This window comes from Parabacteroides sp. APC149_11_2_Y6 (genome assembly GCF_054506995.1).
This window is the reverse complement of record NZ_CP173709.1, coordinates 1,479,932-1,502,173: the sequence shown is the minus strand read 5'-3', so window position 1 is coordinate 1,502,173 and position 22,242 is coordinate 1,479,932. Positions and strand designations below refer to the sequence as shown.

19 protein-coding genes are annotated in these 22,242 nt (G+C 41.3%); 5 read left to right on the top strand and 14 right to left on the bottom strand.

What is annotated here, in order from left to right; all coding sequences use genetic code 11:
* The first annotated feature begins 10 nt into the window (after nt 1-10).
* Nucleotides 11-2,503: a S9 family peptidase gene (locus ACGE0T_RS06070; RefSeq protein WP_459189637.1), complete on the top strand. Its 2,493-nt coding sequence runs from the start codon at nt 11-13 to the stop codon at nt 2,501-2,503.
* 110 nt (nt 2,504-2,613) lie between these two features.
* On the opposite strand, the gene ACGE0T_RS06065 is transcribed toward ACGE0T_RS06070, so the two are convergent.
* The 3 genes from ACGE0T_RS06065 to ACGE0T_RS06055 all read right to left on the bottom strand — a co-directional run bounded on the left by ACGE0T_RS06065 (nt 2,614) and on the right by ACGE0T_RS06055 (nt 5,671).
* A complete protein-coding gene (locus ACGE0T_RS06065; protein WP_459189636.1) occupies nt 2,614-3,885 on the bottom strand; it encodes a lipopolysaccharide biosynthesis protein in 1,272 nt (423 codons plus the stop codon).
* A gap of 49 nt (nt 3,886-3,934) precedes the next feature.
* A complete protein-coding gene (locus ACGE0T_RS06060; RefSeq protein WP_459189635.1) occupies nt 3,935-4,354 on the bottom strand; it encodes a hypothetical protein in 420 nt (139 codons plus the stop codon).
* A gap of 315 nt (nt 4,355-4,669) precedes the next feature.
* The gene (locus tag ACGE0T_RS06055) at nt 4,670-5,671 is read right to left on the bottom strand and encodes a malate dehydrogenase (protein WP_459189634.1); all 1,002 of its coding nucleotides are present in this window, start codon (nt 5,669-5,671) and stop codon (nt 4,670-4,672) included.
* Between the two features lie 199 nt (nt 5,672-5,870).
* On the opposite strand from ACGE0T_RS06055, the gene ACGE0T_RS06050 reads away from it, so the two are divergent.
* A complete protein-coding gene (locus ACGE0T_RS06050; protein WP_459189633.1) occupies nt 5,871-7,694 on the top strand; it encodes a YgiQ family radical SAM protein in 1,824 nt (607 codons plus the stop codon).
* An 85-nt stretch (nt 7,695-7,779) separates the two neighbouring features.
* Nucleotides 7,780-9,342, top strand: a complete 1,563-nt coding sequence (locus ACGE0T_RS06045; RefSeq protein WP_459189632.1) for a redoxin domain-containing protein — start codon at nt 7,780-7,782, stop codon at nt 9,340-9,342.
* 69 nt (nt 9,343-9,411) lie between these two features.
* On the opposite strand, the gene ACGE0T_RS06040 is transcribed toward ACGE0T_RS06045, so the two are convergent.
* The 4 genes from ACGE0T_RS06040 to ACGE0T_RS06025 all read right to left on the bottom strand — a co-directional run bounded on the left by ACGE0T_RS06040 (nt 9,412) and on the right by ACGE0T_RS06025 (nt 12,507).
* Nucleotides 9,412-9,792, bottom strand: coding sequence for a RidA family protein (locus ACGE0T_RS06040; RefSeq protein ID WP_459189631.1), 381 nt, complete (start codon nt 9,790-9,792; stop codon nt 9,412-9,414).
* A gap of 24 nt (nt 9,793-9,816) precedes the next feature.
* Nucleotides 9,817-10,566, bottom strand: a complete 750-nt coding sequence (gene rlmB / locus ACGE0T_RS06035) for a 23S rRNA (guanosine(2251)-2'-O)-methyltransferase RlmB (RefSeq protein ID WP_459189630.1) — start codon at nt 10,564-10,566, stop codon at nt 9,817-9,819.
* 76 nt (nt 10,567-10,642) lie between these two features.
* Complete coding sequence (locus ACGE0T_RS06030; protein ID WP_459189629.1) at nt 10,643-12,001, bottom strand: sodium/glutamate symporter; 1,359 nt, start codon at nt 11,999-12,001, stop codon at nt 10,643-10,645.
* Between the two features lie 80 nt (nt 12,002-12,081).
* A complete protein-coding gene (locus ACGE0T_RS06025) occupies nt 12,082-12,507 on the bottom strand; it encodes a hypothetical protein (protein ID WP_459189628.1) in 426 nt (141 codons plus the stop codon).
* Between the two features lie 141 nt (nt 12,508-12,648).
* Between ACGE0T_RS06025 and ACGE0T_RS06020 the strand changes: the two genes are divergently transcribed.
* Nucleotides 12,649-13,500, top strand: a complete 852-nt coding sequence (locus tag ACGE0T_RS06020; RefSeq protein WP_459189627.1) for an aldo/keto reductase — start codon at nt 12,649-12,651, stop codon at nt 13,498-13,500.
* A gap of 72 nt (nt 13,501-13,572) precedes the next feature.
* Here ACGE0T_RS06020 and ACGE0T_RS06015 read toward each other — a convergent pair whose 3' ends face one another.
* Nucleotides 13,573-14,424: a hypothetical protein gene (locus ACGE0T_RS06015; RefSeq protein ID WP_459189626.1), complete on the bottom strand. Its 852-nt coding sequence runs from the start codon at nt 14,422-14,424 to the stop codon at nt 13,573-13,575.
* Between the two features lie 238 nt (nt 14,425-14,662).
* On the opposite strand from ACGE0T_RS06015, the gene ACGE0T_RS06010 reads away from it, so the two are divergent.
* Nucleotides 14,663-16,870 (top strand): alpha/beta hydrolase family protein, encoded by a 2,208-nt coding sequence (locus ACGE0T_RS06010; RefSeq protein ID WP_459189625.1) that lies wholly within the window; start codon nt 14,663-14,665, stop codon nt 16,868-16,870.
* Between the two features lie 6 nt (nt 16,871-16,876).
* On the opposite strand, the gene recN is transcribed toward ACGE0T_RS06010, so the two are convergent.
* From recN to rpmG, 6 genes are all read right to left on the bottom strand, one after another.
* A complete protein-coding gene (gene recN / locus ACGE0T_RS06005; protein ID WP_459189624.1) occupies nt 16,877-18,541 on the bottom strand; it encodes a DNA repair protein RecN in 1,665 nt (554 codons plus the stop codon).
* Between the two features lie 35 nt (nt 18,542-18,576).
* Nucleotides 18,577-19,779, bottom strand: a complete 1,203-nt coding sequence (gene coaBC / locus ACGE0T_RS06000) for a bifunctional phosphopantothenoylcysteine decarboxylase/phosphopantothenate--cysteine ligase CoaBC (protein ID WP_459189623.1) — start codon at nt 19,777-19,779, stop codon at nt 18,577-18,579.
* A gap of 15 nt (nt 19,780-19,794) precedes the next feature.
* Complete coding sequence (locus ACGE0T_RS05995; RefSeq protein WP_459189622.1) at nt 19,795-20,565, bottom strand: exonuclease domain-containing protein; 771 nt, start codon at nt 20,563-20,565, stop codon at nt 19,795-19,797.
* Between the two features lie 11 nt (nt 20,566-20,576).
* On the bottom strand, nt 20,577-21,701 hold the full coding sequence (dnaN, locus tag ACGE0T_RS05990) for a DNA polymerase III subunit beta (RefSeq protein ID WP_459189621.1): 1,125 nt from the start codon (nt 21,699-21,701) through the stop codon (nt 20,577-20,579).
* Between the two features lie 171 nt (nt 21,702-21,872).
* Nucleotides 21,873-22,025, bottom strand: coding sequence for a DUF4295 domain-containing protein (locus ACGE0T_RS05985; RefSeq protein WP_005638125.1), 153 nt, complete (start codon nt 22,023-22,025; stop codon nt 21,873-21,875).
* Between the two features lie 14 nt (nt 22,026-22,039).
* Nucleotides 22,040-22,228: a 50S ribosomal protein L33 gene (gene rpmG / locus ACGE0T_RS05980; protein ID WP_005642977.1), complete on the bottom strand. Its 189-nt coding sequence runs from the start codon at nt 22,226-22,228 to the stop codon at nt 22,040-22,042.
* Between the last annotated feature and the right edge of the window lie 14 nt (nt 22,229-22,242).

Sequence of the window (22,242 nt, the reverse complement as noted above, 5' to 3'; positions counted from 1 at the left end):
CACCTGATATATGAACAAAAAAATAGCATTAATTTCTACGCTATTATTATCCACTTTTGCACTGTATGCAGCGGATGATATTAAAGTCATGCAATACAAGCATGCCGGGCCTATTCCCGTAAATAAGCCCATCATGGCAGACAGCCTGAATGTAAACGGTAAAAAATTTGAAGTCAAAGACCTCCTGAAATCCACACTCCCAGCTGACCGGGTGTTGGAAAATGCAACTGTACTCGATGCCGATACAGCTGGGAAAATAACTTTTGCTTCACCGGAAAAAGGGTATGCCCTTCATCTTTTCTCTTTCTATCTGAATAGCGACCGCTATGTAAAAGGTTCGCTGGAAGTATCCGGTTCCGGTAATTTCGAAGTATTTGTAAATAATAAACCTGTAGGTGCAACTTCCGAATTGGCAATGGAACCTCACCGATATGAAGTCGTAGTGAAATACCTCACTATGGACACAGATACTTGCCCGCCAACACTGAAAGCAATCTTTAAAAATCCGGGAAAAGCAGAGGTCACAGCTTCCTTAAACCCGGAAAAGCGCTATACATTACAAGATATGCTGACAGGAACCAATTACAGTGGAGTAAGCCTTTCTCCTGACGGCAAATTTGTACTTATCAAATATTACACTCACTTGGATAACGGCAAAAGCGAACAATTCGCCCAATTGCGTGATGCTACTACCGGACGTATTTTATTACAGGACAAAGGATTTGTCCTGAATGCCTCCTGGATGCCTAAAAGCAATAAGATGTATTTTACCCGTACCGGAATGAACGGCCTGGAACTGGTTACCATAGACCCTGCCACTATGCAGGAAGAGGTTCTTGCCAACAATCTGCCGGAGGGCAACTTCTCTTTCACTCCTGATGAAGAGACTTTACTCTATACCATCCGTGAAGAAGGCCCGAAAGATGGTCCTGACATGCTTCGTATCCTCGAACCGAACGACCGCCTTCCTGGTTTCCGCAACCGCTATTTTATCTGGCGGTATAACCTGAAAAACGGTCTTTACGAACAGTTGACTTATGGCCATACCAATACATTCATCAATGATGTAAGTGCAGACAGCCGTTATCTTCTGTTCAGTACCAGCGAGCAGGACTACACTTCGCTGCCCCATTCCAGCAACTCTTTATACAAGTTGGATCTCCAAACCATGGCTGTCGATACGATTTGGGAAGGCAAGAAATTTGTAAACGGAGGTTCATTCTCTCCGGACGGAAAGCAATTGTTGGTTAGCGGTTCCGGAGAAGCATTCGACAATATCGGGTTAAATATCAAACAGGGACAAATATCAAACACATATGACGGGCAGCTTTTCCTGTATGATCTGGCAAGCCGCAAAGCAACAGCTCTTACTAAAGACTTCAATCCTAATGTAACCGGAGCCTCATGGAACCATACTGACGGACTAATCTACATGCTGACAGAAGACCAGGATTACCAACGCCTTTACACCTGCAATCCGGCAAACGGGAAAATCAAACGCCTGGATTTGCCGGAGGATATTATATCCAACTATACGCTGGCAGACAATGCGCCTGTTCTGTACTATTACGGACAAAGCATTTCAAACGCGAATCGTTTGTATGCCTATAACCTCAAAAACGGGAAGAACCGTCTGATTGAAGATCTCTCTGCAAAAAGATTGGAAAATATCCAATTGGGAGAAGCACACGACTGGAACTTCACCTCTTCAGACGGTACAGTTATCCAGGGACGTTACTATCTGCCGCCTAATTTCGATGCATCTAAAAAATATCCGATGATTGTCTATTACTACGGTGGAACATCCCCAACGAACCGTGCGTTGGAAATGCGCTATTCCATGCATATGTATGCAGCTCTGGGTTATGTGGTCTATACGCTTAACCCGAGCGGAACTACCGGTTTCGGACAAGAATTTGCAGCACGTCACGTAAATGCCTGGGGCGATTATACGGCTGATGAAATCATTTTGGGTACGGAAAAGTTCTGTAAAGAACACGATTTTGTAAACTCCAAGAAAATCGGTTGTATCGGAGCCAGTTATGGAGGTTTTATGACACAATACCTGCAAACCCGTACCGATTTATTCGCAGCAGCTGTAAGCCATGCGGGTATCAGCGCATTAAGCAGCTATTGGGGAGAAGGATATTGGGGATACGGCTACTGTTCGGTTGCCAATACAGGAACCTACCCATGGAACAATCCTGAATTTTATACAAAGCACAGCCCGTTGTTTAATGCGGATAAAATCAAAACGCCGTTGCTATTGCTTCACGGCAATGCCGACACCAATGTGCCTTTGGGAGAAAGTATCCAGATGTTCCTTGCTCTTAAGTTACTTGGCAAAACGGTTGAGTTCGTACAAGTGGACGGAGAAAACCATGGTATAGTAGACTACAAAAAACGTACGGAATGGCAAAACAGTATCTACGCATGGTTTGCCAAATGGCTGAAAGACGAACCGGAATGGTGGGATGCCCTCTACCCGGAAAGGAATTTGTAAGATAAAACAAAACAGATAGCAAGATTGCTAAATTAAGCAAAGCGTAGCGAAGCGATTGAAAAAGCGTTCGTTACGCTTTTGTTTTCTAATGTGGCGCGAATGCTATTCCATCAACGCCGTTTCAGTAACCTGAACATACATATCGTGTTGGTAATGCCGGTAAGCATGAGTATGCCCATATAAGATATAGCGGCGCCATACAGTCCCAAACTGGTTATAAGGATTACGCTTGACAGTATGTTGAACAGCCCGGAACCGACTGCGATATAAAAGTTGATTTTTACCTTACCCATAGCGACTATCAGATTGCTGGCAGGAATTTTAAAAGCAGTCGCAAAAAAAAGACCGCAGCATATGATTGTGAAAAGCGGAACGGAGTCTGTATAGCTGTCTCCGAAAACCAGTGGTATCAAAAATGGCCCGACCAGAATGAGAGAGACCGAAAGTATCAGAAAAAAAGGTATGATAATTTTAAGCAACCTGATATAATTATGTCTCACCCATACGGGATCTTCCTTTTTTTCGGCGAAATACGGATAAAGAAATGTCATGAGTGTGGAGGAGATAAACAGTAGGGCCATCGGGATAATGGAGGCCGTACGATAGTCGGCTACCGCATACATGTCATCCATAATCAGGCCGATGAGATATACGTCTATCATCCCGGTCATGGCGGATATACCGTTGTTGAACATGGTGATGAGTGCGAATTTGTCAAACTGCCTTTTTTCTGTTACCGGAAGACGTGGTAATCCATCAACACGTACTGCCGATGGCCTGCGGCACATGATGGATGCGCATATGACTGATATGCCTGTTGCCAGATAGCGCATTACAATCATTCCTACAGGTCCCCATATATATGCCCCGACGAGAGTGCCGGCCATAAGTATTGCCGCATTGAAGGTCATGAGCCATGAATATGTCCGGTTGTTACGGCGTACGATATTGTCTATCTGAAATAATGAGAGCAAATATGCCGATGCCGGCAGAAATGCCGCAAGCATAAGGAGTTTGCCGGCCTCTGTGTCGGGAATGAGAAAATATGCATAGCCTACAATAACGACCGACATACAGAGGTCTGCTATTATACCGCGTCTCTTATTGTAACGGAAGTAGGCTTCTCTTTCATGTACGGATGATGCTGCCGAACCGAACTGCAAGTAGGCATTGTTGCCTCCGAGGCCATCGAATATCATGAACATGGCTATGATATTCATCACATAACCATATATGCCATAATCATGTTTGTCAAGAATCCTGACAAGGAATACGGTATAGCTAAAAGCTAATATTTTGTTAAGCGATCCGGCTCCTACCATATAGAGGAGACCTTTGGCTGATACGTTCTTTATTATTCCTGATAATTCGGATATTTTCATAAATCAGCATGTAAAAACGGTTTGGATTATATCAGAAACCGTGTATGAGTTACACGGGGCAAACAATTTTCGTTCCAACCATCTCCGACTGGAAAGAACGGTTACCTGCCATGCCTGGCCTTAAGTCCTTACCTTGTCTTTTTACCGGCATGAAACCACATATCGTTTTTGCCAGACGGTAAATTCTTACTGACAAACTGATCATCACCTTGCATATCAGATATGGAACTAATCGGAATATCAGGTCAAGCGGCAGGGCTGCCTCATATACATGAATCCCCTCCCTGATATAATCATGTATCCGACTACACGGTTTCCTTCTGACAACCTTGAAATTGATTACGGCAAAAGTCACCTTTATACCTGAAACTGCAAGAACTCGGGCCTGATCCCATTCGAATATTCCCTCCAGCGGATTGTCTGCTTCGGGGATTCCTCTCGATACGACAAGTATATGTTTTCGGGTCATGATGTTTTGTATGGATTCAAGTTGTTGTAATGCCAGCCATCGCACAATACCGCGTAAAGTCAGTACAGATGACGGTTATATCTTAGATGATTTGATTGTGCCGGGCAAAGATACGATAATTAGAGAAATAATGCCTTACCCTGGCATTTCAAAAAAAGGTTTTGTTAACAAATTCACTCTTCGTGGTATAATATAAATTCAGCTCTATCAAAGGAATAAAATATTCCATAACAAAAAAGGCAGTTCCGATTTAACGGAACTGCCTTTTTCTCTTTTGCCTAACCTAACAATCTATTTGCGACTAATACACAAATATTATTTCATATGTTCATTTAAAGTATGCCATAGATGGATTTCCGGTATAATACCCATACCGATCACTTCATCGCGAAGCTTACATAAGTGTTCATAACTACGGGCCAGTTCTGCATTTTCCATCGGAGTGCCTTCCACTTCTTTATAGAAAATACCTTCTTTACTTATTTCTGTCTCCATAGCCATCATGATATGGTCGAATTTACCGGAATGTACATAAGTACCGGCAGGCCAACGGAATGTTTCGCCTCCCATAGCAGCACGTATCATTTCAATAGAAAGATATGACGGGCTCTGGAAAGAAGAACGTCCACGTAAATCAATGATTTCTTTTCCTCCCTGGATAACATGCTGTTTTATATCCGCCCACTGTTCGTCTGTCAACTCAGAAGAACCGATTAATTTCTGCAACGGACGGCCATCAACTGTTGCCGTAGAAGTAAACACAGCCATCTGTTCGCCATGTCCACCATAAGTACGACAGTTGCGAACCAGATTCTGACGAACGCCGAAATGTTTTGCCAATGCACTTTGCAAACGAGTGCTGTCTAATGCAGCCAAGGTACTTACCTGTGAAGGCTTCAAACCGGAATATAGCAAAGTAATCAAACCTGTAATGTCAGCCGGGTTAAAAATAACCACCACATGTTTTACATCAGGGCAATATGCACGCACATCTTTACCGAACTGAGCAGCAATTTCAGCATTACCTTTCAGTAAATCTTCGCGGGTCATACCTGCTTTACGGGCAGCGCCACCGGAAGAAACAACATATTTGGCACCATGCAATGCTTCGCTGATATCAGAAGTATAAGTTATATGAGCGTAATCAAAGCCGGACTGGAACATTTCCTCTGCTACCCCTTTCAAACCGGGAGCATACGGGTCGTAAAGACAAACTTCAGAACTAAGCCCCATCATTAAAGCTGTTTGAGCCATATTGGAACCAATCATACCTGCTGCACCTACTATCGTCAGCTTCTCGTCTGTTAATGTTTTCATATCTATATTATTTAAATGATTTAGCTTTAATAAGTAACATGTTCGCCCCAATAATGTTTGGTTGATTACATTTCTTTTCGGAAACAAAGATAAATGAAGTAAAAATTTCCAGCTAATCACTAATTTGAATCTTCCATAAATATAAGTTATAGGATTTACATACAAACAAAATCGATAAGAAAATACGTATCTTTGCAACATGAAAACATATAAACCGGAGGCCTGGTTGCCTACCACCAAAAAAGAAGTCGAAGCCCGTGGATGGGATTATATAGATGTTATATTTTTCAGTGGAGATGCTTATATTGATCATCCTTCATTCGGAGCTGCCGTTATCGGGCGTACTCTCGAAGCCATGGGGCTGCGCGTTGCTATCGTGCCTCAACCCGACTGGCGGGGAGACTTCCGCGACTTCAAAAAATTAGGGGCGCCCCGTCTCTTTTTCGGTGTCTCTGCCGGTGCTATGGATTCTATGATTAATCATTATACAGCCAATAAACGGCTACGCAGTGACGATGCCTATACTCCGGACCGTCGCCCAGGCATGCGTCCTGACTATCCGAGTATTGTATACACCCGTATATTAAAAGAATTATATCCCGATATTCCCGTTGTTTTAGGAGGTATCGAAGCGTCCCTGCGCCGCCTGACTCATTACGACTACTGGCAAGACAAACTATTGCCCGGTATACTGGCAGACAGTCCAGCCGACCTGCTTATCTATGGCATGGGAGAACTGCCTTTAATGGAACTGGTTACACGCCTGCAAGCGGGTACTCCATTCCATGAACTAAAGGATATACGCCAAACGGTTTATCTGGCAAAAAAAGAAGAAATCCAGGCTGGTACGGATGACATCGAACTATTTTCGCATAACGAATGCCTGAAAGATAAACTGAAACAGGCGAAGAATTTCCGCCATATTGAAGAAGAATCAAATAAATATAATGCCAGCCGCATTCTGCAACAGACAACCGGCAACCGGACGATTGTTGTTAATCCTCCCTTCCCTCCTATGACGGAAGAACAGATTGATGCTTCTTTCGACTTGCCTTATACCCGGCTGCCTCATCCCAAATATAAAGGGAAGACTATTCCGGCCTTCGAAATGATTAAGTTTTCAGTCAATATACACCGTGGATGTTTCGGAGGATGTGCTTTCTGTACCATCTCTGCACATCAAGGCAAATTTATAGCTTCCCGCAGCAAAGAGTCGATATTGAAAGAAGTAAAAGATGTTATTCAGATGCCTGATTTCAAAGGGTATCTGAGTGATTTGGGAGGTCCTTCCGCAAACATGTACCGGATGAGGGGTAAAGACCAGCGGATTTGTGCCAAATGCAAGAAGCCGTCATGTATTTCACCTGTTGTCTGCAAGAACTTGAATGCAGACCATACTCCATTGCTTGAAATATATAAAGAAGTGGATAGCCTGCCGGAAATTAAACGTTCTTTTATTGGCAGCGGTGTCCGTTACGACTTATTATTACACAGATACGACGACGAACAACTGAACCGGTCTGCACAAACTTATACAGAAGAGCTAATAGCCCGCCATGTATCCGGCCGTTTGAAAGTGGCCCCGGAGCATACGGAAGATAGGGTATTAAAGATGATGCGTAAACCCTCTTTCGAATTATTCGGACAGTTCAAAAAGATATTCGACCGTATCAACCAGAAACAAGGATTGAACCAGCAACTCATCCCCTACTTTATTTCCAGTCATCCCGGCTGTACGGAAGTAGACATGGCAAGTCTTGCTGTCCAAACCAAGCAACTCCATTTCCAATTGGAACAGATACAGGATTTCACACCCACTCCGATGACGCTCGCCACTGAAATGTATTATACAGGATTTCATCCGTATACATTGGAAAAAGTATATACGGCACGCACGAAAGAACAGAAACTAGCACAGCGCTTGTTTTTCTTCTGGTATAAGCCGGAATTTCGCAAACAAATCACTTTGGCATTACAAAAACTCGGAAGGAAAGATTTGATTAGTAAATTATTCGGACGATAATCTATCTTTTTTATCCAAATATGCATTTGTTTGAGTATAAAACCGTACTATTGCAATAGTAAGCATATACTAAATAGTACTTATCATGATAAAAACACTACTTACAGGAATATTATTTCTGGCAGCCACGACTGCATATTCCCAAAATGAGTTCACAATTAAGGGTAAAGTTGCCGGTCTGAAAGATAGCACTTTAATCTCACTATTCCGAAGTGACGGACAAGTAATGAGCACCATTGCCCAAGCTACAGTGATTCAAGAATCCTTTAGTTTTAAAGGACAAACAGCCGACAACGAACCGGAAGCATTATCAATTATAGTTCAGGGAGAAGGTTTTCCCAACACCTGGCTGGAAGTATGGGTTGCACCAAATACCGTTAGCACAATAAGCGGCAATAACAAACTGCTACGGACTTGGGATGTATCCAGTAACATCAAAGAACAACAGACCTTAAATCAATACAAAAAAGCGACGCTGGCAGAAACCAATATGGAACAAGAACTATCTATAAAAATGATGGAAAAGATTCTTCTTTTGCGTTCCGGGAATCTTCCTACAGAAGAGAATGACAAATTAAAAAAAGAAATAGATGCACTTAGACAGAAAGGTGATTCAATACGATTTGCCATTGCAAAAAAAGAAATTGAAATTATGCAGCAGACTCCTGTCGAAACTATCTGGATAAACAAACTACGGGGCTTAAGCATGATTACGAAGTATGTGGAAAATTTCCTTTATAAAGAGGATATTCTTGCTTTATATAAAAAGCTACCCGATAGCGAAAAACAATCTGCAATCGGAAAAGAAATTACCAACAATTTATATCCTCCCCTCGCCGTAAAGGATGGCGATGAAATAGCAGATGCCGACCTTTATGATTTGGAAGGAAATATCCATCATTTAGCAGATTATAAGGGTAAATATATCCTGCTCGATTTCTGGAGTCGTGGCTGTGGTCCCTGTATGATGGCTTTACCGGAAATGAAAGAGATTTCCGAAACCCAAAAAGATAAAGTAACCCTTGTCAGCCTGAGTACTGATACGGAAAAAGGATGGAAAGAAATTTCTAAAACAAAAGATATGCCGTGGGCAAACCTGAATGACTTTGGAGGTATGAGCGGATTGGCAGCCAAATATAATGTAAGGGGAATACCTCACTATGTCATTATTTCACCGGAAGGAATCATCCTGCATAGCTGGAGCGGATACAGTCCCGGATTACTCAAACGCAAACTGAACAAGTGGATGAACCAAACAAACCGCATCATGACTGTCAAAAAAGAAGGTAACACAACAATAATCGATTTTCCTACCGCGAAATCAACGAATACAGAAACCATAGAAATTAATCGCATAGAAGTAACCGGAACTGAAACGATCTTCCATATGAAGGCTTTTAATTCGCCTGGATACTGGGTTAGTATCAGTAAGGATACCTATCTGAAAACAGAAAACGGAACCCATTACTTGTTAAAATCAGCAGATGGTATACAACCGGATGAACGTTTCACTATGCCGGAATCCGGCGAATATCCTTTTAAACTACATTTTCCTCCTTTACCAGAAGGAACCTTAAAAGTCGACTTCATTGAAAGTGACTGCGAATCCTGCTTTAAAATACTGGAAATATCGCTGACAAAAGAATAAAAAAATCCGGTCCAGATAGGGAATCACCCCTATTCGGACCGGATTATCAAAAGGCATATAGCTAAAAAATTATGCTTTCACTGCAATTACTTCCACTTCTACCAAACCGTTTTTCGGTAATGTCTTCACAGCTACGGCAGAGCGGGCCGGGAATGTACCTTCAAACTGGGAAGCGTATACTTCGTTCATAGCTGCAAAATCACCCATATCAGCAAGAAACACAGTTGTTTTTACTACATTATCGATACTGTATCCGGCTTCTGCCAGAATAGCATGAACATTTTTAAAAGCTTGTGCTGTTTGTTCTTTCACTCCTCCTTCTACAAAATTGCCCGTAGCAGGGTCAATGCCTAACTGACCGGAAGCAAAAAGCATATTACCGGCCTGGATAGCCTGACTATAAGGACCAATGGCAGCAGGTGCGTTTTTTGTTGCGATAACTTTCTTCATTGTCTCTCTTTTATTTATATAATGTTATGACTGTTGTTCATTCATTCGTTGGCGTACCACTTCATAAATTAAAATAGAAGATGCAACCGAAACATTCAAAGAGCCGATTGTCCCGAACTGAGGTATTTTTACCATACTGTCGCAAATACGCAAATTATCCATTGAAACCCCGGTATCCTCCGCTCCCATAACTATGGCAACGGGACCGTCATATTTTATTGATGTATAGTTTTCATAGGCCTTTTCACTCGCGGCATATACCTTTACACCGCTCTCCTGCAAGAAACGGATGGCCTGCGTAATACTTTTTTCCTTACAAACAGGCAATACATGCAAAGCACCTGCCGATGTCTTAATCGCATCTGCATTCACCGTTACACTACCTTTAACAGGAATTACGATAGCATCTACTCCGGCACATTCGCAAGTACGGGCTATTGCCCCAAAATTACGTACATCGGTAACACCGTCCAGCAAAACAATAAACGGGTTCTTTCCCTGTTCGTAAAGAAACGGGATAATATCTTCAAGCTTCTGATAGGTAACCGCCGGAATGAAAGCAATTACACCCTGGTGATTCTTACGCGTCAGGCGATCCAGACGTTCGGACGGTACACGTTGAACTGGTATTTCCTTTCCTCTCAGCACTTCAAAAAGTTCCCGGGAAAGCTCACCCTGCAAGTCACGCTTCACCAATATTTTATCTATTTCCTTATCAGCCTGGACAGCTTCTATCACGGCACGTATGCCGAATACCATTTCATTTTCCTTCATGTAATTACTTCCGTTTATTTGAAGTGCAAATATACGAATATTATCGTTCCGGTTCGAATCGCAGCATAGCCTTTTATTATTTAGATGCAACGGCCTTTTTATTCCACCAACCCATTTTACGGGCAAACAACAAAATAAGCAGAGAGATACCTACACAGGCAAGTGAAAGCCAAACACCAAAACCATTCACAAAAAGAATAGGGACAAAAGTTATAAGAAGTATTTCAACAGGAGCAATAGGCAGATAAGCCAACGCGTAATCATCCATCGCTTTACTTGCCAGTTTTGGATCCACGATACGCAAAAGGGCTATACCCATCGCCATTGTACCGGTCCACCATCCCCAAGCAAAAATAGTCCGCTCGAACCAATAGGTTTTAGCAAGCCGTCTACCCAAATAAAAAGTAATGCCCCAAACAATTATAACCCCACCGACAATGAGAACAATAAGAGGTACTGCATATTTCACAACAATTCCTAACTTAATGGAAGCAACGCCGAATGCTACCAGCAAATCCGTAAACGAACTGCTCAAACGCTGGGTTGTAACAGGGCAAATATAAGTCGAGACGCGTGTAAGGTCAAACACCTGTTTCAAAAGCAATCCGATCACAAATGCACAACTGAACACTGGCAATTCCAGCATCGGATAATGGATTTTCACCCATTGGCTGGCTGCATACCCCAAAAGGGCTATTACAAAGACTAATGCGCTGTGGAAAGTCAGACTATCTATCGAAATAGAAGAGGTTGTTGCTGTACCGATAGATTCCCGCTTATTTTCGGGCAACAAACCACTTCTCAATTCATCCGGCAAGTCGTCAAAATCAGATATAAAAGAAGTCTGTTTATGACGCGCCGCCCACTTAATCATTATCAATCCACCGATAATAGCACATATGATTCCAACGGTTGCTGTTGTCATTGCCAAACTAAATGCATCCTCCCAGCCTAATCCATCAAACGCGGCCCCAATAGCTGCGGCAGTACCATGCCCTCCATAAAATCCGGTAGAGAGCATTATTCCGAAAGCATCATTTAAATCAGGCCATATTTGCTTAATAACAAAAAGTCCGAATAGACCTGCCAATCCCCATTGCATCAACATCCCGACCTGGGCATACGCCCACATGGGACCAACTCTTCCTGAAATCAGTTTCATTGACATTTTTGGAGACGAAAGAGGTAGAGATCCAAACACAAGAGCAATTAATACAGCGGCATACGTTCCAATGTTATCAGAAAAAGGAATCCACCCCAATCCATTCGGACCGAAGGTTAATCCAAGTAATCCTGCTAACAGACTAGGCGGAATAAAAAGTTTCTGAACCAGCTTTACATACACACGTATTACTTTGCCTATCAGCAAAAGAATAGAAATAAAACCAATATCGGTAAAAAGAGTCCAAGGGGTAAAGTGTTGAATGTCGATCATAAGGTAACTTTTAAAAAAAATTTCGTGATTTTTCAAATTTACGAAATCGACTCGACAATCACAGGATATTTAAAATTCTTTTATAATTTTCTTTCCTCTTTAAATCCATACAGCAAAAACATAGCTCCTGTAATAATCAGTGCAGACGACAGTCCTGTATAAAAAACGGAAATAAAAGAATTAGGCAATAAATGAAAATAACGCGCCATAATTCCAAAGGTTATCATACATACCATTATAACCCACCCTTTTACATCAAAGAAAGAAAAAGGACAATTTTTCTCCCCTTTTCGCGAAATCCTTTCCCGATGCTTATGAAATAACCGGCGAAATACAAAATGGAAAAACAGCAAAAAAATAATAATAGCTTCCCCTATCTTGAAAAGCCAATAGTTTTCATCTGTCATCCAAGTAAGGACGCCTATACGCAAAATATTTGCACCGGCTATCACCCACACACAGCCGGCTATCAATAATAATGTACGTCTACTTACCCTGAAACTCATTTTTTCATATGAATTGATTTACAAATCTAATACAAAAAAACGAAAATCCGTATTTTGTATACAACCATCCGTAAAATGTTTAGCTGTAATCAACTCCTTCCTCCCTACTTTTGTTTTAATAAAATCATAAATAAAGAGAATATGGAAACAATAAAATTAAACAATGGCATTGAAATACCCGTTTTAGGTTTTGGAGTATATCAAATTACTGATGCTACAGTATGCGAACAGAGCGTTTATGATGCAATAGAAACAGGATACCGTTTGATTGATACAGCAGCAGCCTATGTTAATGAAGAAGCCGTAGGTAGGGCTATCAAACGAAGTAGTGTTGCCCGTGAAGCGCTTTTTATAACAACTAAATTATGGATTCAAGACACTGGTTATGAACGTACAAAGCAAGCTTTTCAAAAATCTTTGGAACGTTTAGGGCTCGAATATCTCGATCTTTATTTAATTCACCAGCCTTATGGAGATGTATATGGTTCCTGGCGCGCCATGGAGGAACTGTATGAAGAAGGCAAAGTCAGAGCTATCGGCATCAGTAATTTCCAACCTGACCGGGTAATGGACTTTATCTGTAACCAAAAGATTATTCCGGCAATCAATCAAATCGAACTTCATCCCTTCTGTCAACAAATAAAGACACAACAATTCTTGACGGAACAGGGTATCCGGACAGAATCATGGGCTCCTTTTGCCGAAGGACGAAATAATCTGTTTAAAGATACAATATTGGTAGCACTGGCAGAAAAATATAAAAAGTCCGTTGCTCAAATAGTGTTACGCTGGATGATACAACGAAATATCGTAGTTATTCCCAAATCTATCCACAAAGAGCGCATCATCGAAAACTTCAATGTATTTGATTTTACTCTTTCAACCGAAGATATGGCACTGATTTCAACATTGGATAAACAAGAAAGTGCCTTTTTGGACCATCGCGATCCAGAAACCGTAAAATGGTTGAATGAAGTTAAATACAACATTTAACACAGAATCGTATGACAGCAAGACTACAAGTAGAATTACAAAAACATATCGAGCTTTACGTCTGAACTTTTATCAAGAATCTTTTAAGATCCGGGATTTACTACGGGTACGGTCGTTTTTATTTGACCGTACTCGTTCTTTATCTGCTTGTTTCTCTTTATCCTTGTCATTTTTCTTCACCTCATTCCTCTGCCGGTTTCTATCCGGACGAGTTTGAGAAGGACGGTTGTTTTCCGGACGATTTGAATGCTCTGGACGTTCTGGACGAACCGGCTGCTCAGGACGACTTGGACGATTCGGACGCGCAGGTTGTGAAGGACGCGTAGGACGGTCAGGTCTGAAATGTTCATTATCATGATTGGGACGTGGAGGTGTCTGAGGGCGGTAATGTCCGTCATTATGTCCCGGACGATCATATTTACCCCGGTACCAGTGGTTCTCATCAAAACGATTGGACCAACGGCTACCTGCATACTCCCAGTCACTATGCCAATAATGGTCTTCATAACGGAAACAAATATCACTTGGACGATAATGTGAATAAGCAGGATTATTAAACCAACCCTGATAATCATGGATACGGGTAGGAGCTTCACGAACAAGACGTACGTATAAACGGAACTGTGAAGGAGAAAGGATTCGTTGTAACCGGCGGTCACGCTCCATTCTCAATTTGAAGATAGCTCGTGCACTCTGGTCCCAATAGCGGTAATGCTTGCGTGCTTCTTTTTCTATTTTCTGTCCGTATTTATGAATAGTACGATGATAATCGGCTGCTTGCCAGTTATTCATCCGGATAGCCTGCTCCATCCAAAGGCAGTTCTGACAATGGGGTTCGTTCCAACCAAAACTAATCCAGAATTGTGCATGCCCCTGTATACTGAATAACAGGACCAATATAAATATAAAACTTACTTTCTTCATGTCGTTTCAACTTGATAATAAAATCTATATTTCCTTTTTCACGTTTTGCGTCTGCACAAAGATACTAATAATGTGTCCGAAAAGAAAATAAAGTTTTTTCTTTGTTGGCAAGACGACAATTAACATCCTATCAGATGCCATACTTTTTTATTTAATATCAATTAAACAGGTTATTATAAAAAAAGGCCTAAGTTTGTAACCGTTTTTTCATCATCCAACTATTTGCAATCTACTTATAATGATAAAGAATAAATTTATCTCACTGTTTAAAACTTGTAGCATTACAATTACCCACATAGCGAAGAAGTCGTGGAAAGGAGCAGCAATAGGCATATTGGCGGCTATGTTTATCTATATCACTTTTCTCAGCCTTTCTTTTATCAAATTCGGAATATCACCTGTTATCGATATTGTTATTGCTTTAATTGTAATTGGACTTATCTCCGGACTGATAGCTTTATTATCGAAATTGGGATTCGCCATCATAAGGCTGTTTAACCCTTGGTTTGTCGGTATTTGCTCTGCAACCTACATTCTGGCTGGATTATTACCCTATCCGAATGCCAGCCGGATGTTTATCGGATTCGAATTATTTTGTGGTGCATTTATCGGATATGCTTATACCGCAGGCATACGAAAAAAAAGATCTATTGCATTGTTACTAACCGCATTAGGACTAAATATATACGTTATCCACTTTTTGGTAAATGAAGGAAGTGAGAATGCAAACCCTGTATCAGAGACTTACTGGAATCAAAAATCGACTCAAAATATCATCTTCGATCCTTCTGCTTTAGGCAAATACAAAGTAAAAACATTATTCTATGGAAGTGGAACCGATAAAAACAGACCCGAATTTGCTGAATTATGTGATATAAAAACCTCATCGGTTGATGCCACGCCCTTTTTCAATCAAACTTCCGGATTCGACAACTGGATAAGAAAAACTTATTGGGGATTCGACGCTACGAACTACCCTATTAACGGACGTGTATGGTATCCGGACAGTAATGGCAGATTCCCTTTAGTCGTATTTGTACATGGAAACCATATCATGCACGAATATTCGGATCCCGGCTATGAGTATATCGCCTCTTTATTGGCAAGCCGGGGATATATAGTCGCTTCCATTGATGAAAATTTTCTGAATTCTAACTGGAGTGGTGACTATGCCCATAATGAGATGTTCACAAGAGCATGGCTAATTTTAAAACATCTTGAAAATTGGAGAAAATGGGACCGACAAGAAAATAATCCCTTCTATCAATTAGTAGATATGGATAATATAGCTCTTATCGGACATTCCAGAGGAGGCCGTGCCGTACCTTTAGCCACCGCGATTAATAAGCAAAAAAAGTATTATGGTGACGCCAATCAAAATTTCGATTTCAATTTCTCCATCAAAGGAATCATAGAAATCGCTCCAACAGCCTATTATAATCTAAAAAAAGATATACCATTGGAAATAGAAAATACAGACTATCTGCTTTTGCAGGGAGGATATGACCAGGATGTATTTTATATGGCTGGCAATCGGGAATATAACAACCTCCATTTTACGGATACGAATTTCCATTTCAAGTCAACATTATATATTTATACGGCTAATCACGGGCAATTTAATACCGCTTGGGGACGGAAGGATATCTCATTTCCATTTTCATCCTTACTCAATTTAAAACCTTTGATGAACGAAAATGATCAACGCAAAATCGCCCAAATATACATTTCCGCATTTCTAGACGCCTCATTAAAAGGCCATACGGAATATCTTCCGGTTTTAAAGGATTACCGGTTAGCGAAGGATATATTACCCAAAGAGTATTATGTCAATCAATACGAAGACTCCAATTTTAAATATATTGCCGATTTTGAAGAAGACCTGGACGTAACTACAGCGACATTAAAAGATTGCAGCTTATCCGGCGAAAACTTAAAAAGCTGGAAAGAAGAAGTTCTGACATTCAAAGATAATGACGGCACCTCCCAACTGACCTCCGTGGTTTATCTGGGCTGGGATAAAAAAGATACGGCTTCAACTATGTTCCCACAATATACAATACAACTCGATTCGTTAGCTTTACAGGCTCTGAATATTACCTCTGAAAAGAATTTGTTTTTCTTTATTGCCAACAATTCGAACACAATCCATATGGTTGATTTTACGATTGAACTCACCTTTAACGGGAGATGCGTACAGAAAGCTTTTTCTTCATTTTACACGCTTCCTCCATTACTAATACCTCATTTGTCCAAATCTCATGCCCTGCTTCCTTTAGGTAAGGAAGACGTTGCCGAAAAGGTATTACAATATATAGAGATTCCCTTATCTGCTTTCCAAACGGAAGACAAATATCCGAATCTATCCGGTCTGACTCAAATACGTTTTATCTTTAATAAAGAGGACAAAGGGGATATCATTCTGGACCGGATAGGAATCAGCTAAAACAAATTAATTTTTAGCACGCAGCAAATCCTTGGCATTTGCTATAGATGCATTGGTTAGTGAAGCGCCGCTCAACATACGTGCCACTTCATTTATCCGTTCATCTTTGGCAAGTTTCTTGATACGGGTAATGGTACGGTCGGTCGTATCTTCCTTATAAACAAAGAAATGTTCTTTTCCCTTAGCAGCAATCTGGGGTAGATGGGTAATCGTAATAACCTGCATCTTCGTTCCCAACTCCTGCATAATATCTCCCATCTTATCAGCTATATCCCCGGAAACTCCGGTATCCACTTCATCAAAGATAATAGCAGGCAGGGCGGTAAAACCGGCTATCATTGCCTTTATACATAACATAAGCCGGGAGATTTCTCCACCTGAAGCTGTTTGTGCAACCGGTTGCAATTCGCCGCTCTTGTTGGCAGAGAACATAAAACGTATTTCATCCATTCCGTCACTTTCAGGTTCGGGACGTGATACGAAATCTACAGCAAAACGTGTATTCGGCATACCCAATGGCATTACCCTTTCTACCAGTTGTTCTGCAATCGCTTTAGCGGCAATTTGCCGTTGCTGGCTCAGCACGGATGCTTGTTGGATAAGTTCCTGATAAGATATTTCCAGTTGTTCCTTCACCAGACGAATCTGTTCGTCAAAAGAATCTATTTCATGAAGTTGGGCTGTATACTGTTTCTGTATGCTCATCAATTCTTCAACCGTAGATACCCGGTGCTTCTGTTCCAGGGAATAAAGCGTGTTTAGGCGTTCATTCACCCAGTCCAAACGTTCCGGATTAAATTCTATATCTTCTTTCAACACATCCGTTTCCGAAGAAAGGTCGCTTAAATCAATATAGGCAGAACGAAGCCGTTCGGCTATTTCTTTTGCTTTCGGGAAATAACGTTCCAGATTGTCGGCAGCAGAAAGGGCTTCCTTTATCAATTGTACGGCACCTTGTTCTTCCCCGTCCAGCAAGTGAGTGATTTTATATAAAGTACCTTTTATCTCTTCCGCATGCGAAAGAGTCTCAAGTTCCTGTTCCAATTCCTCCTGTTCACCGGCAACCAGACCTGCTTCATCCAGTTGTTCCAGTTGAAAACGCACATAATCTTCTTCTTGCTTAGTCCGGACAACTTTTTCTTCCAACTCTCTCAATTCCCTTTTCAAAGATTGATAATGGGTATATTCCTTACGATAAAGAATAAGCAGAATTTCATTCTCGGCCATTACATCTATTACTTTCAGTTGAAAACGGTTATCCCCTAAAAGGAGATTCTGGTGCTGGGAATGAATATCTATCAAACGGCTGCCTAACTCCTTCATGACAGTAAGCGATACAGGAGAATCATTTACAAAAGCACGGGATTTACCGGAGGCATAAAGCTCACGGCGCAGAATGCAGATTTCCGCATCATACTCAAGGTCATTTGCCAGGAAAAATTCTTCCAGCCGGTATTTTGAAATATCGAATACAGCCTCAATCACACATTTGTCCGAACCGTTTTTAATACTCTTTCCGTCGGCACGCTGTCCGAGCACTAACGAAAGAGCTCCCAAAATGATAGATTTTCCGGCACCCGTTTCTCCGGTTATCACCGAAAAGCCTTTGTCGAACCGGATATCCAAGCTGTCTATAAGGACAAAATTCTGTATAAATAAAGATTTCAGCATAGTTGTCAGATTACGGATTCTTTACGAGATATTTCCTATTTCAGAAAAGACGCCAATTTATTCACTATATCTGTAGCTACTTCCTGTTTGCTTTTCAGCGGATACGCCGTTACTTCTCCTCTACTGTCTATAATTGTAATCTTATTGGTATCCGTGCGGAATCCTGCGCCGGCATCCCTTAATGAATTCATAACGATAAAATCCAGATTCTTCCGTTTCAGTTTGCCTTCCGCATACTGGGTTTCGTTCTCTGTTTCCAAAGCGAAGCCTACCAAGACCTGCCCCTCCCGTTTCATGCTGCCTAAGGAAGCCGCTATATCTTTATTCGGAACCAAATGAAGCGTCATATCCCCTTTCGATTCCCGTTTGATTTTTTCCGTAGCTTGTATTTCCGGACGATAATCAGCAACCGCAGCACACAATATACCGGCGTCTGCATCCGGAAAGGCCGCAACCGCAGCCTGATACATCTCTTCTGCGGACTCTACATCTATCCTATGGATATTCGGATGAACGGTTTTCAAGGATACCGGTCCGGCTATCAACGTAACGTCCGCACCTTGTTCCGCACAAGCCTCAGCCAAAGCAAACCCCATTTTACCGGAAGAATAATTCCCGATAAAACGGACCGGGTCTATCTTCTCATAGGTCGGACCCGCCGTTATAACAATCTTTTTTTTTTGAAGTTGAGTTTGGGAAGCAAAAAAGTCTTCAAGGACTTCTATTATTTTATCCGGTTCTTCCATTCGCCCTTTTCCTACCAAATGGCTGGCCAACTCCCCTTCTCCCGGTTCAATTATATGATTGCCGAATGAACGGAGACGGTCCAGGTTCTGCTGGGTAGTAGGGTGAGCAAACATATCCAGATCCATTGCCGGAGCAACGAAGACAGGAGCTTTGCATGACAAATAAGTTGTCACCAGCATATTATCGGCAATCCCATTAGCCATCTTGCCAATAGTGGCAGCCGTAGCAGGTGCTATCAACATGGCATCCGCCCAAAGACCAAGGTCCACATGGCTGTGCCATGAACCGTCTCGATTAGAGAAAAATTCACTGATTACCGGATTACTGCTTAAAGCAGAAAGGGTAATCGGTGTAATAAATTCTTTTCCGGCAGGAGTTATTACAACCTGAACTTCAGCCCCTTTCTTCACAAGGCCACGAATGATATAAGCAGCCTTATAAGCCGCAATGCTACCGGTTATTCCTAAAATGATATGTTTGTTTTTCAACATAAGTTACGAATGCTTTTATTTAGAATTAAAACCTCTCAATTTTATTTCTGTCAGCATTTTCTTTGTATTCAACGGGAAATCCCCATTAATAATCCATGAATAATATCCCGGGTCATTCTTCAGCACATCCGCAACAAGCTGCCCTTTGTACTTGCCGAAGTTTATCACTTCCTCTCCCTTATCATTATACACCATACGTCCGGCGAAATCCACATTATTATTAAAGCTGGAGTATTGTGAAAGGTAATTTATATCGTTTTGCAAATCGGGGTAACGGTCCAACTGGGCTTTCAGCACTTCATAAGTTGCAATCGTATCGGCTTCTGCCGTATGGGCATTTTCCAGGCTCTTATCACAATAAAACTTATAAGCAGCAGATAACGTTCGTTGTTCCATCTTATGGAAAATAGTCTGCACATCCACAAACTTACGCTTGTTTAAATCGATATCGACTCCTGCACGAAGAAATTCTTCTGCAAGTAAAGGTATATCGAAACGGTTGGAATTATATCCGGCGAGGTCGCATCCTTCAATTTGCACAGCCAAAGACTTGGCTATCTCCTTGAATGTAGGGCAATCCTTCACATCCTCATCCGTAATACCATGAATCGCTGTAGACTCCGGAGGGATGGGCATACCCGGATTAATTCGCCTTGTCTTACATTCCTCTTTCCCATTCGGATGAACCTTCAGGAATGAAATTTCAATGATACGGTCTTTTACTATATTTATACCCGTTGTTTCCAAGTCAAAGAAAATCAACGGGTTTCTAAGATTTAACTGCATTTTTAATTTTATTAATCATTCAACATCATCGGCATGAGCAACATCAGCAAGTCCTCATTCTCTTCATTTTCAGAAGGAATAATCAGACCGGCACGTGAAGGATCAGCCAATTCCAAGACAACTTCTTCGGAATTGATGTTACTTAAAATTTCAATCAGATAAGTAGCTTTAAAACCGATACTCAATTCGGTTCCATCGAAATTACACATGATTTTTTCTTCTGCAGATGTAGAAAAGTCGATATCCTGTGCAGAAACAACCATCACATTATCCTTAAGCTGCAACTTCACAAGACTGCTTGCCGGATTGGAGAATACGGACACACGCTTCAACGCATTCAGGAAAGAAACGCGGTCGATTGTTACTTTGAAAGGATTTTCCTGTGGGATTACACTATTGTAATTCGGATAACGCCCTTCGATAAGGCGGCAAACCATTTCAAAATTCTCACAAGTCACATAAGCATTATTATCATCAAACTTTACATGAACGCTATCTGCTTCTTTTGCAAGTAATCCTTTCAACAGATTGGCAGGTTTCTTAGGCAGGATAAAAGCCGCTCTTTCCGGTGATTGAATAGACAGGTTACGCAAGCGTACCAATTTATGTCCGTCGGAAGCCACAAAGGTAAGGTCTTCCGTATGGATATCGAAATAAATACCATTCATTACCGGGCGAAGCTCGTCATCGGCAGTTGCAAATAAAGAACGGCTGATACCATTCAGAAGCATCTGTGCATCCATTACAATGGAGATCGCATTTTCGTTCAACGGTTTTTGTTGCGGATAGGTATCCCCCTTCTGTCCGATGAAGTTGTATTTACCATTCTGGAAATGGATAAAGATTTCCAGGTTTTCATCGTTGATATCGAAAGTAAGCGGTTGTTCCGGCAACTCTTTTAACGGGTCGAGCAGGATTTTAGCCGACACAGCAAAAAGTCCGGCACCCTGTGCGTTCATTACATCGACAGAAGTAACCAGACGAGTTTCAGCATCTGAAGCTGTTATGGTCAGCTTATTACCATCCAGGTTAAACAGGAAGCTGTCCAGGATGGGTAACGAGTTTTTAGAAGCGATCACTTTACTGATAGACTGCAAACGGGATAACAGCGCGGTGCTGGATACATCAAATCTCATGGTTCTTAACTATTTATATAATTATATTACTTATTCATATAACATCTGGCAGACATTTCTGTTCGCCCGAACAAAATTAAGAAAATATTTAATACGTCACCGGATATATGCATAAAAAAAGAGGTCTCTCCCAATCGGGAAAGACCTCTTTCTAAATATCATATACGCCAATTATTTAGCGAAATAATCTTTTACTGCTTCGTTAGGAATCATTTCTTCCTGGAAAATGTAAGCACCAGTTTTCGGGGACTTAACCATTTTAATCACTTTTGAATAGGTACGACCGTCACCTTTCTTAAATGTTGCAACTGCTTTTTTTGCCATTGTTTAATCTCCTATTACTTAATTTCTTTGTGTAATGTCATTTTCTTCAGGATAGGATTGTACTTCATCAGCTCCAATCTCTGAGTCGTATTCTTTCTGTTCTTTGTAGTGATATATCTTGAAGTACCCGGCATACCACTTTCCTTATGTTCGGTACATTCTAAAATAACCTGAACTCTGTTACCTTTCGCTTTTTTAGCCATCTTCGTTTTCCTCC